The organism is Thermanaeromonas sp. C210 (assembly GCF_013167955.1).
Lineage (GTDB): Bacteria > Bacillota > DSM-521 > Neomoorellales > Neomoorellaceae > UBA12545.
In genome coordinates, this window is record NZ_BLWF01000001.1 from 169,134 (window position 1) to 181,679 (window position 12,546).

12 protein-coding genes are annotated in these 12,546 nt (G+C 58.7%); 11 read left to right on the top strand and 1 reads right to left on the bottom strand.

Annotation, left to right across the window (positions count from 1 at the left end; genetic code table 11):
• Positions 1-95 precede the first annotated feature (95 nt).
• From TAMC210_RS00830 to yfcE, 10 genes are all read left to right on the top strand, one after another.
• The gene (locus tag TAMC210_RS00830) at positions 96-380 is read left to right on the top strand and encodes a 4Fe-4S binding protein (RefSeq protein ID WP_173296929.1); all 285 of its coding nucleotides are present in this window, start codon (positions 96-98) and stop codon (positions 378-380) included.
• A gap of 18 nt (positions 381-398) precedes the next feature.
• Complete coding sequence (locus TAMC210_RS00835; RefSeq protein ID WP_173296930.1) at positions 399-1,565, top strand: transketolase C-terminal domain-containing protein; 1,167 nt, start codon at positions 399-401, stop codon at positions 1,563-1,565.
• Positions 1,566-1,587: 22 nt separating this feature from the next.
• Positions 1,588-2,448 carry a thiamine pyrophosphate-dependent enzyme gene (locus TAMC210_RS00840; RefSeq protein ID WP_217267209.1) on the top strand — a complete coding sequence of 287 codons (861 nt, stop codon included), beginning with the start codon at positions 1,588-1,590 and terminating at the stop codon, positions 2,446-2,448.
• Positions 2,445-2,876: a 2-oxoacid:acceptor oxidoreductase family protein gene (locus TAMC210_RS00845; RefSeq protein WP_173296931.1), complete on the top strand. Its 432-nt coding sequence runs from the start codon at positions 2,445-2,447 to the stop codon at positions 2,874-2,876. Before TAMC210_RS00840 ends, TAMC210_RS00845 begins: the two co-directional genes overlap by 4 nt.
• Before the next feature lie 16 nt (positions 2,877-2,892).
• Complete coding sequence (locus TAMC210_RS00850) at positions 2,893-4,080, top strand: aconitase family protein (RefSeq protein WP_173296932.1); 1,188 nt, start codon at positions 2,893-2,895, stop codon at positions 4,078-4,080.
• A gap of 23 nt (positions 4,081-4,103) precedes the next feature.
• On the top strand, positions 4,104-5,510 hold the full coding sequence (locus TAMC210_RS00855) for an FAD-binding oxidoreductase (RefSeq protein ID WP_173296933.1): 1,407 nt from the start codon (positions 4,104-4,106) through the stop codon (positions 5,508-5,510).
• A gap of 41 nt (positions 5,511-5,551) precedes the next feature.
• Positions 5,552-6,781 (top strand): (Fe-S)-binding protein, encoded by a 1,230-nt coding sequence (locus tag TAMC210_RS13815; protein WP_373996431.1) that lies wholly within the window; start codon positions 5,552-5,554, stop codon positions 6,779-6,781.
• A 73-nt stretch (positions 6,782-6,854) separates the two neighbouring features.
• On the top strand, positions 6,855-8,126 hold the full coding sequence (locus TAMC210_RS00865) for an SLC13 family permease (protein ID WP_173296935.1): 1,272 nt from the start codon (positions 6,855-6,857) through the stop codon (positions 8,124-8,126).
• A gap of 202 nt (positions 8,127-8,328) precedes the next feature.
• On the top strand, positions 8,329-9,636 hold the full coding sequence (locus TAMC210_RS00870) for a pyrimidine-nucleoside phosphorylase (RefSeq protein WP_173296936.1): 1,308 nt from the start codon (positions 8,329-8,331) through the stop codon (positions 9,634-9,636).
• Between the two features lie 81 nt (positions 9,637-9,717).
• On the top strand, positions 9,718-10,287 hold the full coding sequence (gene yfcE / locus TAMC210_RS00875) for a phosphodiesterase (protein ID WP_254388445.1): 570 nt from the start codon (positions 9,718-9,720) through the stop codon (positions 10,285-10,287).
• A gap of 46 nt (positions 10,288-10,333) precedes the next feature.
• Here yfcE and TAMC210_RS00880 read toward each other — a convergent pair whose 3' ends face one another.
• On the bottom strand, positions 10,334-10,819 hold the full coding sequence (locus tag TAMC210_RS00880) for a hypothetical protein (RefSeq protein WP_173296938.1): 486 nt from the start codon (positions 10,817-10,819) through the stop codon (positions 10,334-10,336).
• A 292-nt stretch (positions 10,820-11,111) separates the two neighbouring features.
• On the opposite strand from TAMC210_RS00880, the gene TAMC210_RS00885 reads away from it, so the two are divergent.
• Positions 11,112-12,533 (top strand): NAD(P)/FAD-dependent oxidoreductase, encoded by a 1,422-nt coding sequence (locus tag TAMC210_RS00885; protein ID WP_173296939.1) that lies wholly within the window; start codon positions 11,112-11,114, stop codon positions 12,531-12,533.
• Positions 12,534-12,546: the final 13 nt, after the last annotated feature.

Below are 12,546 nucleotides of genomic sequence, written 5' to 3' on the forward strand. Positions count from 1 at the left end.
ACGCGGGAGGCGGTTCCGGAGAAAAAAGATATAACAAAAACGGAATTAACATAATAGAAATAATTGCCTTAACGGAAGGAGTGATCACCGCTGTCATGAAGGACTTACCCCTGGTTCCCTCGGCAGCACCGGGCACGGCGGCCGCCGGCCCGGGAGTATCCGGCTGGCGGGAAAGGCGGCCGGTGTGGAAAAGGGAGCGCTGTAACTTCTGCCGGGATTGCCTCTTGTACTGCCCGGAAGGAGCCCTGGGTTTGGAGGGTGACGAGCTGCGGATCAACTTGGCATTTTGTAAAGGTTGCGGCATCTGTGCCCATGAATGCCCCTTGCAGGCCCTGGACATGGTTCCGGAATACACGGGGCAAGCCGGGTTCCTGGCGTAGAGAAGGGAGTAGAAAAGGATGCGGGAACTTCTTAACGGCAACGAAGCTGCCGCGGAGGCCGCCCGGCTGGCAAGGATAGAGGTCCTGGCCTCCTATCCCATCACCCCGGCGGCTCCCGTCATGGAGAGACTGACCGGTTTTATAGCCCAGGGGACCCTTAAGGCCAGGTTTATCCGGGTAGAGTCCGATCACAGCGCCCTGGCCGCTGCCGCGGGGGCGGCCCTGGCCGGGGGCCGAACCCTGGTAGTTACCAATTCCCAGGGAATCGCCTATATGAGCGAGGTGCTCTACCATGTTTCGGGACTCCGGCTTCCGGTAGTAATGGCGGTGGTGAATCGGGCCCTGGCCGCTCCCCATTCGCGTTTTCCCGACCACGGAGATGCCGTGGCCCAGGAAGCCTGCGGGTGGATCCAGCTCTTCTGTGAGAACAACCAGGAGGTATTGGATACCGTGATCCAGGCTTACCGCCTGGCCGAGGACGACCGGGTGCGGCTGCCGGTAATGGTCAACTATGAAAGCTATATCCAGTCCCATACCCGTGAGGTAGTGGAGGTTCCCGAGGAAGAAATTATAGACGGGTTTCTGCCCTTGAACAGGAGGGCCGCCCTGGATGTAGATAATCCGCGGGCCATCAACGTGGTAACCGGGCCGGACTTGTACATGGACTATAAGTACCGCCAGGATGCAGCCCTCAGAGGGGCGGCGAAAGTCCTGGCCGAGGTGAGCGGTGAGTACGGCAGGCTGACGGGAAGGAACTGGGGCGGTCCGGTCGAGGGTTACCGGTTGCAGGAGGCCGGGCACGTCCTGGTGACCATGGGTTCCCTGGTGAGCACCTGCCGGGAAGCGGTGGACCAACTGCGGGCGGCGGGTGAACCCGCCGGGTTGCTTAAGATACGGGCCTTCCGCCCCTTCCCGGTGGAGGAAGTGCGGGAGTATCTAAAAGGAGTTAAGACGGTAACCGTGCTGGATAAAAATATTGTGTATGGATCAGGGGGGGCGCTGGCCCGGGAGGTGAGGGCCGCCCTGTACGGCGAACCGGAGGCACCCCCGGTGTTCAGCTACATCGCCGGCCTCGGGGGCCGGGACGTGACGTCCGCCGACGTGTGTAAGATTTTCGGGCTTACCCAAGAGAAGCGGCGCGCCGGCGCAAAACCCCCGGCCTTTGAATGGTACGGGTTGGAATGACCGGGCAAGGGAGGCGGGCTAAGTGGATTTATTTACGGGAGGACACTCGGGCTGCCGCGGTTGCGGTGCCGCCATTGCCATGCGACAGGCGATGCAGGCTCTGGGCCCCAGGACCATTATGGTTATACCGGCCTCCTGCATGGCCACCATAGGCGGTTCGGGGCTTAAAACGGCCTGGAATATACCTTTTTATCACTCCCTTTTCGCCTGTGCACCGGCCGTGGCCTCGGGGGTGCGGGCCGCCTTGGAAATCCGGGGTATAGAAGGGGTAAAGGTTGTGTCCTGGGCCGGGGATGCGGGAACGGCGGATATCGGGTTCCAGGCCCTGAGCGGGGCGGCGGAGCGCAACGAAGATATTATTCACGTATGTTACGATAATGAAACCTATATGAACACGGGCGGGCAGGCAGGAGGAACCACCCCCCTTAGCGCCTGGACCCCGGATACTCCGGCAGGAAAACCTACCAAGCCCAAAGATATGCCGGCCCTAATGGCCGCCCACCGCCCGGAATACCTGGCCACGGCCTCCATAGCCTACCCCCGGGATTTTATAGAGAAACTTAAGCGCGCCGCGGAAGTCAAAGGTTTCTGTTACCTGCACGTGCTGGCCCCCTGCCACCGGGGCTGGGGCATAAGGGAAGAGGAAACGGTAGAGATGGCGCGGCTGGCGGTAGAGTGCGGCCTGTGGATTCTCTACGAAGAGCGGCAGGGTCGGCAGCGTTTAACCGTGGTGCCGGAAAAGAGGCTGCCGGTGAGGGAGTATATCCTGCGCCAGCAGAGGTTCCGGGAGTGCCGGGAAGAAGATATAGAGGCTTTGCAGGCCGAAGTGGACCAGCGGTGGCAGAGGATGGCCGCCGGCGCCGGTGGGGAGGAGTTGGGATGATAGAACTGCGCTTTCACGGGCGCTACGGGCAACCGGTTACGCCCTGGGCCATGGCGGTGGCCACTAAAGCCTTGCAGCAAGGGCGCTACGTCCAGGTCTTTGAGAATTTCGGCGCCTTTCGGTCCGGTGCCCCCATGCATACCACGGTAAGGATAAGCGATAACTTTATATATACCAGGTCTTCCAACCATACGAGTCCGGATATAGTGGTGGTACTGGATAACAGCCTCTTCGGGGTAACGGATGTGACCCGGGGATTAAAACCGGGCGGGATAGTGGTGGCAGCCGGGCTGCAGCCGGAGGGGCTGCAGGCTTTAAAGGATTTCCGGTTTATTTCCGTTCCGGTGCCGCCCGGCGCGGGCCAGGAGGAACGTAAAAACGCCCTGCTGGAAGCCCTGGCGGACTTAGGGGTAATAAAAAGGGATTAGCGAGGTCTTGCTACCTATGCATTATGCGCACCGTGTTTTAGCCCGGGCAGCCGGCCGCCAACAGGCGGAAATAGGCGAAATTATCGAAGTGCCCGTAGATCTGGCCCTGGGGCATGACGGCAGCGCCGGTGAATTCCTGGCCGCCTGGCCGCCGGGGGCGAGGGTGGCCATCCCTGCCAAGACGGTATTTACCCTGGATCACCTCCTGCCGGCCCCTACGGTGGAGGCCCGGGAGTTACACCGCCGGCTCTTGAGCTTCGGCCGGGAACAGCAGGTCCACGTGTTCGCCCGCGGGGAAGGAGTCCTTCACCAGGTGGTGGCCGAGCGCTTTACGCCCCGGCGCGGGTGGATCATAGCGGGCGCCGACGGGCATGTGGCCACCGCCGGGGCCTTTGGCGCCCTGGCCTTTTCCCTAAAGCCTAAAGACCTGGTAAAGGTGCTGCTCACCGGGAAGGTGCAGGTATCAGTACCGGGAGTCTATACTGTGGAGATTAAAGGAAGCCTGCCCCCTGGAAGAACAGCCCGGGACCTGGCGTTAGAAGTAATCCGCCACCTAAACCGGGAGGCCATCCGGGGCAAGGTGCTGGCCTTTCAGGGAGAAGGAGTATGGCAGCTCAGTGTTTCCGGGCGGATGGCTTTATGTAACCTTATTGGAGAAACAGGGGCGGTGACGGGTTTAATTATACCTCCGGAAGAAACAGCACCCGGTACCAAACCTGACCTGGAACTGGTGGCGGAAGAGATAGAGCCTCTGGTGGCCTGTCCGCCCTCTCCCGCCAACGTGCGGCCCCTGCGGGAACTCTACGGGCTGCCCATAACCCAGGCGGTAGTGGGGGGATGTTCCAGCGGGCGGCTGGAAGATATGAGGGAACTGGCTTGTGGCCTTGGGGAGAATAAAGTCCACAAAGATGTCACCCTGCTGGTGGTGCCCGCTTCGGCCTGTGTTTTGACCCAGATGGAAAAAGAAGGGCTGGCCGGGACCTTACGCGAACAGGGAGCCTTGATACTCCCGCCGGGTTGCGGACCCTGCCCTGGTAAACATCTCGGTCTCCTGGCCCCAGGCGACCGCGTACTGGCGGCAACGGTTAGGAATGTTCCCGGACGGATGGGTTCAATAGAAGGGGAGATTTACCTGGCTTCTCCCCGGGCCGTAGGCGCTGCTGCCGCTGCCGGGGCCGTAGCTCCTGTACCGTTCGGAGAGTGAGCCAAGCCGGAGGGAAGAGAACTATGTTATCTCCGGGGATTCTTTCCCGCCTGAAGGAAATCGTCGGTAGGGAGCGTTGCTTTGAGGGAGAGGTGGATAGACTCTGTTATGCCTATGATTCCTCCCTGGAATCCCAGCTTAACCGGTGGCTTCCCGATGTGGTAGTACAGCCCCAAGACAGGGAACAAGTAGTGGCCATCCTGAAGCTGGCCAACGAGCACCGGATACCGGTGGTCCCCAGGGGAGCGGGGACGGGACAGTGCTGCGGAGCCGTGGCCCACCGCGGCGGCATAATCTTGGATATGTCTTTGATGAATCGGATTTTGCGTTATGATTTAGAAAATCTTCAAGTGGTGGTACAACCGGGGATTGTTCACGCGGAATTAAACCAGGCCCTGGCCGCTCACGGCTTCTTCTTTCCCCCCGACCCCGGCAGCACCAAGATGTGCACCCTGGGAGGCATGGTTTCGTTCAATTCCAGCGGGATGAGGGCCGTAAAATACGGTACGACCAAGAACTACGTTTTGGGATTGGAAGTGGTTTTGCCAACGGGAGAGGTTATAGTAACCGGAGGTCAAAGATCCCGGGCCCTAAAATCGGTGGCCGGCTATGACCTGACTTCCCTGTTTGTGGGTTCGGAGGGAACTCTGGGAGTAATAACGGCCATACGCCTTAAAGTGCTGCCTCTTCCCGCCAAGCGGGGCTTAGTGGTGGCCTATTTCGACAACTTGGAGGCTTCGGGAGAGGCGGTCATACAAGTTTTCAGATCTCGCTTATTCCCGTCGGCCATTGAGATTTTAGATCGGAGCGCTATTAAAGCGGCCATAAAGTATAAGCCGGCATTAGTTCTGCCGGAAGTAGAAGCCATGCTCCTGTTTGAGGTCGATGGACCACCCCCCAGCGTCGCCTATGAGGCTCAGAGCATTGCCAGAGTTTGTGAGAATTTCGCTTGCAAAGTGGAATGGACGGATGATCCTGCAAGGTTAAACCAGCTCTGGACGGCCAGGAGCGTAGTAGGGGCTGCCGCCGGGCAGCTTAAAGAGGGAGCCACCAGGGTCTATATAGGCGAGGACATTTGTGTGCCCGTCTACCGGGTCCCGGAAGCCCTGAGGCGCATCCGGCAGATAGGCGAGGCCTACGGCATAACTATAGTTACCTACGGCCACATCGGCGACGGGAATTTACACGCAGCTCCGGTAATTAACACTTATGATCCCTCGGAAATCGAAAGAGTGCGAAAAGTAGGGGATGAAATACACCGCCTGGCCCTGGAACTGGAGGGCACTACCACGGGCGAGCACGGAGTGGGGTTAACGCGGGCGGCTTACATGGAAGAAGAGCACGGGATTTCCTTCGAGCTGATGCGGCGACTGAAAAAGGCTATAGATCCTTTAAATATCCTGAACCCGGGTAAGATGGCCCTGGACTAAAGAGGGGATAACCGGTGGAACCGGGCGACATCAGGGCGGCCATGATCCGTTGCGTGCGGTGCGGCCAGTGCCGTTCCGTTTGTCCCGTCTTTCTAGTAAAAAAGGTAGAAAGCGATTCCACCCGTGGAAGAGTGACCCTTATCAGAGCCCTTCTGGAAGGCGAGATATCGTTTAGCGAGGAGCTAGGGGAAAAGGTGTGGCAATGCCTTTTATGCCATAGCTGCTCCCAGGAATGTCCCAGTGGCGTGCAGGTGGAAAAGATTATTCTGGCCGCGCGTTCGAAAATGGCGGAACTCCGCGGGTTACCCTTTAGCAAGAAGGTCCTAATTCAAGGGTTACTTCCTAATCTCAAATCATTGAGTAAATTGATGGCGTTAGGTAGGTTCTTGCAGAGCTTTGGCGGGAAAGAGGTACCCGGGGGCTACTGGCTACCGTCGTTCTCTTTGCCTCTGTTCTCCTCCAGAGTGTTACCAAGACTAAATAGCCGATCTCTGTTCCAAATGGTACCTTCTGAAGCACCTTTTATTCCCAGACCGAAGGGCAGGGCTGTTTTTTATGCCGGGTGTATGTTGGCTTACGGTTACCCCCGGACGGGCAAAGCCGTGGTGGAAGTGTTATATTACAACGGCATTGAGGTAGTAATCCCGCCGGACCAGGTGTGTTGTGGTTTGCCAGCTCTTGCTTCCGGCCACCGAGAGACTTTTACCCGTTTGCGAGAGGCCAATCTTCGCGTTCTAAAAAGGGTGAAGGCCGATGGTATTGTAACCGCCTGTCCCAGCTGTGGTTCGACTCTAAAGGAGTATTATAGCAGCGAACTGCAAGCAAAGATTTTCGACTTCTCGGAGTTTCTTGTGGCCGCTGACTTCAAGCCGCCGGACAGAGAGTGGAAGAGCGTAGTAACTTATCATGATCCGTGCCACTTGCGCAAAGCCCAAAAAGTGGTACGGCCCCCGAGGAGGATACTGGCTTCCATCCCGGGCATTAAGTTCAAAGAGGCGGCAGATCCTGGCCGGTGCTGCGGTTTTGGGGGCACCTTTGGCCTTTATTATCCCGGCCTTTCCCGGGAGATAGGAAGGGCCAGGGCCGGGTCACTCCTGGATACAGGGGCGGAAGCGGTGGTTACTTCCTGCCCGGGTTGCATGTTGCAGCTGGCCGACAGCCTGTACCGGCAGCAGAGCACAGTGCCGGTACGCCATCTGGCCGAAGTGCTGGCCGAGGCTTACGGTTTTCATAAGCCCCTTACGGCTAAGGAGGTGGTACGTCCTGGGTAAGGTGTGATCCTTTGGGGTCTTAGACGGACGGCTACGGAAATATTCTGAATTCGGGGGAGGGAATCGAGAACCGATGTTGTCAGTGCCCGTAATTTCTCTACTCGCCCTGTTGTTTGCCATTATAGTTAGCTGTGTTACTACCCTGAATATAGGCGCCCTGTCCCTGGGGCTCTCTCTTCTGGTGGGCCATTATATAGGAGATGTAAAGGTAGCAGATATTTTGAAGGGATATCCTGTCAATATATTCATTATGCTGGCCGGCACCACTTATTTGTTTGCCCTCGCTCAAGCAAACGGTACCTTGGAGAAAATAGTAAAATATACTATTAAAACTGTAAAAGGAAATGCCGCCATTCTTCCCATTATTTTCTTCTTCCTGGCTTTTGTGCTTTCTTCCATGGGCCCCGGCCAAATAACCATTGCAGCCCTCATGGCGCCCATGGCCATGTTGCTGGCCGAAGAAGTGGGAATCAGCCCCCTGCTCATGGCTATTGTCGTAGGTAACGGCGGCCAGGCCGGGGCCATGTCGCCCATTGCCCCGGCGGGAGTTATAACGGCGGGCCTGACCCAGGAGATGGGTCTCAGCAATGTAAGCGGGATCCTATGGCTAAACCAGTTGCTGGGCCATTTCATAGTATCGATACTGGCTTACGTTGTTTACGGCGGGTTAAAATTATGGAAAGTTAAGGATACAGGCCAGCGGCAGACCTTAGCCAGTATTCAAATTGAACCCTTTACCCGCAACCAGTGGATAACCCTCGGGGCCATCCTGGTGTTCGTCATAGGCGCCCTTTTCTTCAAGATGGACGTGGGACTGGGCGGCTTCCTCATCGGTACCATCCTGTCCCTCTTAAAAGTATCCGATGAAGGCAAGGCTGTCAAGCAAATGCCCTGGGGCACCATTCTATTCGTAACGGGCGTTACCGTACTCATTAATCTCATGAGCAACATAGGGGGTATGGATCTTTTCGCGAGTATTATAGCTAAGTTCTCTACGCCCTTCACCTTGACACTGCTGGCCGGTTTCCTGGCCGCGCTGATCTCCGCTTATGCCAGCACCACGGGAGTTATTCTACCCGCCTTTATCCCCCTGGCTCCCGTTTTGTTGGAAAAAGTGGGCGCACCTTCAACGGACCTCATTCCCCTCCTTTCGACCATCGTAGTCTGCGGCTTCCTTACGGATTTGAGCCCCCTTTCCACCACTGGCGCCCTCTTCTATGCCAATGCCGGGGCGAAGACGGACAAACAAAAGCTCTTCCGCGACATGCTTATCTGGGGCCTATCCATGTCGGTGGTCGGAGCCGTAGTGAGCTGGTTGGCCTTCACCGTGTTGAGGTTGCCTTAAATCAACACCGTCCTTCTGGCCTGCCGCCCCGGCAGGCCTTTTTTGCGGATCCCGCCAGAGGGCCAGGCCCACCTGTAAGAACGGCCCGCTAGGTTTTTGCCGGTGGTTTAGAACTGGGATTCTGTGTTAAAATCTAAGGGAAAAGCAACCCCGAAAGCTTTGCCGCGAGGACTAATTCGGAAGGGCCGGGTGACGGACAAATATGAGAATGTACGATCTGATTAAAAAGAAACGAGACGGTGGGTCCCTGACCAAAGGGGAAATCGACTTCATCGTAGAAGGTTTTACCTCCGGGCAAATTCCCGATTACCAGATGGCGGCCCTGGCCATGGCCATATATTTCCGGGGTATGGACCGGGAGGAAACCTTGAATCTGACCCTGGCCATGGCCGCCTCGGGGGACATGCTGGATCTTTCCGGCGTGCCGGGGATAAAGGTGGATAAGCACAGCACTGGTGGCGTGGCCGACACCACTACTCTGGTGCTGGCGCCCCTGGTGGCCTCCTGTGGAGTACCGGTGGCCAAGCTTTCCGGCAGGGGCCTGGGGCACACGGGCGGTACGGTGGATAAGCTGGAGGCAGTCCCGGGTTTTCGGGCTGAAATCTCCACGGAAGAGTTTATAACGAATCTTAAGCGTTACGGGATAGCCGTCGCCGCCCAGTCGGCGGAAATAACCCCGGCGGACCGCAAGCTGTATGCCCTGCGGGACGTAACGGCTACGGTGGACTCCATCCCCCTTATTGCCAGCTCGGTGATGAGCAAAAAGATCGCCGCCGGAGCGGACGCCATTGTGCTGGATGTAAAGGTGGGGCGGGGCGCCTTTATGAAGGATCTGGCCGCAGCCCGGGAACTGGCGCGGGCCATGGTGGATATAGGAGCCGCGGCCGGCCGGGCCACGGTGGCCTACATCACCGGGATGGATCAACCCCTGGGCCTGGCCATCGGAAACGGTCTGGAGATGGCGGAAGCCATCCAGGTGTTAAAAGGGAGCGGGTCCCGGGATCTGGTGGCCTTATGCCTGGAGCTCGGGAGTGTCATGTTGGTGCTGGGGGGCCGGGCCAAAGATAAAGAAGAGGCCAGGCAAAGGCTAGAGGATGCCCTGTACGGCGGTGCGGCCCTGGAGAAATTTCGGGAGCTTATCATCGCCCAGGGAGGCGATGGCCGGGTGGTGGACGACCCAAGCCTTTTGCCCCGGGCCCGGTATCAGGAAGCCTGGGTGGCCGAAGGAGATGTTTACCTGGCGTTCCTGCCGGCCGACAAACTCGGGGAGATAGCCATGAAACTGGGGGCTGGCCGGGAGAAAAAGGGAGATCCCATCGATCCCGCCGTGGGCATCGTGTTGGGCGGCAAGGTGGGGGACCTTATAAGGAAGGGGCAGCCGGTGGCCACGGTCTTCGCCAACGACCGGGAAAAGTTGAAGCAGGCCCTGGCGGAGCTTAAAGGCTGCATAGTACTGTCGCCGGACCCCGTCACTCCGCCGCCGCTGGTGCTGGAGGAGATCCGCGGTTGAAATAGCCGGCGGGGATGTTCACTCCGGCGGAACCCGGCCGAAAGCGGGACCCGCGGCATGGAAAGGGGGTGGGTATCAGTTTTGCCAAACCTTAGTCGGATAGGGGTGACCAGTGATACCCACGGAGACGTATCGGCCTGGGAGAAGGCCCTGGAGCTTTGGGGCCCGGTAGACTTAATCCTCCACGCCGGGGACGTGCTCTACCACGGCCCGCGCAATCCTTTAGTGGCAGAATATCGGCCCCCGAAGTTGGCGGAACGGATTAATGCTTCTTCCGTGCCCCTCCTCATCGCCCGGGGGAACTGTGACGCCGAGGTAGACCAGATGGTGCTGGAATGGCCCCTTCAAAGCCCCCTGGTCCTTTTGCAAACGCCTTTCCTGCGCCTCATAGCTGTTCACGGCCACGGCATGGATAAGGGGGCCATGGCCGGGCTGGCCAGGCGCTACCGGGCGGATGTGTTGGTTTGCGGACACACCCATGTGCCGCTGCTGGAAGAGGTGGACGGTATTCTCCTTTTTAACCCGGGAAGCCCGTCCCTGCCCAAAGGCAAGGAAGGACCTACGGTGGGGCTGATTGAGGGGCGGACGGTCACCCTGAAAGCCCTGAGCAACGGCGAGACCCTGGGCCGGGTAGAACTGCCCGTCGGTTAACGGCCGGCGCCCCTCCCTGGTCGAACCCCGGGCGGGAGGCCGGGCTTTAGCGGAAACTTATTTTAATGCGGGGTCCACCGCGCCGGCCGCTTCCCCGGGGGTCCCCGGCGGTGGCTGGCGGAGGGGGTGCTGGGGTGTGGGCTTGCCGCGGAGCCGCAGGCGAGGCTGGCAGGGGAGGAGCGGGCTGGTCCGGAGGTGGGTGATTTGGGTCGGTGGGCCAGGGAGGCACGGGGGGCCGATCCCCGGGAGGACCGGAGCCCGCTTCCGGCGATCCCGCACCGGCCAGTGGATGTAAGGGGGAATGGACAATGGTTATGCTGTTAAGGAGGGTTTCCTCCTCCCACACCAGGCGGCCGTCCTGGTAGCGGCGCCGGCGGAGCTCGGCCCTGGGGATGAAGGCAGACGCTTCGTGGGGCCAGGGAAGGCTGCTGTGCCGCACCATGCGCATTGTTGTACCGTTGATGCTGATTTCTATCTCATCTCGGCTGTAGGCGGGACCAGAGGAGTCCCCGAGGTGCCGTTTTTCGACCATGGGTATCACCTTGCTTTATCTTATGCTCCCCGGCGAGGGGCGGTTAGCGTGTAAGCGGCCCCTTGTTTAAGGCGGGTCTCCCAGGCCGGGGGCAGGGGGTTTCGCAGGGCGAAAAAATGTTGCGGCACCTACCGACGCGGCAGGGGAGCCTTGATAATCCCTCTCCCTTTTGTTAGAATATTGCCTGGCTGCGAGGAAGGCTGCCTAACCCGTGAAGGGGTTATTTTTTTGCCCGGGTTTTCCGGGGGCGTTGGTTAGTTTTGAGCCTTGGAGCTTTGAAGGAGGGTCAAGGGTGGCGGCCAAATACGATGTGATTATTGTAGGAGCCGGGCCGGCGGGGATTTTTACGGCCCTGGAGATGGTCCGGCAGGGAAGCGGCCTTAAGGTGTTGATCCTGGAAAAGGGCCACGATTTAGACAGGCGCGTCTGCCCGTCGAAGGAAACAGGCTGTCCTTGCCGGAACTGCGCACCCTGTTCGGTGGTTTGCGGGTGGGGTGGCGCCGGGGCCTTCAGCGACGGTAAGCTTACTCTGTCGTCCGAGGTAGGGGGCTGGCTGAGCGAGTATGTGCCGGAGCAAGATGTGGAAAGGTTAATTGCTTATGTGGATGAGATTTACCGCTCCTTTGGGGCGCCGGAAAAAGTTTACGGCGGGCCCGAAGATGAGCGGATTGCCGATATTCAGCGGCGGGCTATCCTGGCCGATCTCAAGCTCATACCTGCTCCCATCCGCCACCTGGGTACCGGCCGAACCCAAGAGATACTCCGGGCCATGAGGGATTACCTGGAGGAAAAGGGTATAGAAGTAAGGACTGAGACGCCGGTAGAGGAGATAATCATCCGGGAGGGGCGCGTTGAAGGTGTGGTCACCAGGGCCGGTGAGGAGCTTCCGGCCTCTTATGTTGTCCTGGCCCCTGGGCGTCAGGGAGCGGACTGGCTGCGGCAAGTGGCCGGCAAAGTAGGCCTGGATCTGGCCGTCAACCCGGTGGATGTGGGTGTACGGGTTGAAGTGCCGGCGGTGGTCATGGAGCACCTGACCAGTGTCATCTACGAGTCGAAATTTATTTTCTATTCCCGAAAGTTCGATGACCGGGTGCGTACTTTTTGCATGAACCCCTATGGCGAGGTCGTGCTGGAAAATAATGAGGGCCTGGTAACGGTGAACGGTCATTCCTATGCCGATAAAAGGACGGACAATACCAATTTTGCTCTGCTGGTGAGCAAAACCTTTACCGAACCCTTCAAAGAGCCCATTGCTTACGGCCGTTATATAGCAGGCCTGGCCAATCTTCTAGGGGGAGGCGTGCTGGTCCAGCGGTTAGGCGATCTCCTGGCCGGCAGGCGCACGACCCCCGACCGCTTGGGAAAGGGGCTGGTGACCCCCACCTTGCGGGAGGCTACGCCAGGCGACCTGTCCCTGGTTTTCCCTTACCGCCATCTGACGGCCATTGTAGAAATGTTAGAAGCTATGGATAAAATAGCACCAGGGATTTTCTCCCGGCACACCCTTCTTTACGGGGTAGAGGTTAAATTTTATTCCTCCCGCTTAAAACTAAATTCAGGGCTCATGACCCAGGTAGAGGGGTTATATGCTGCGGGAGACGGCGCCGGGGTTACCCGGGGCCTGGCTCAGGCGTCGGCGGCGGGAGTTATCGCCGCCCGGAATATCATGGCCAAAGAGGGCAAAGGCAGGCCGGTGAGCGCCGGTTCGCGGTAAGGCTTAAGAAAGG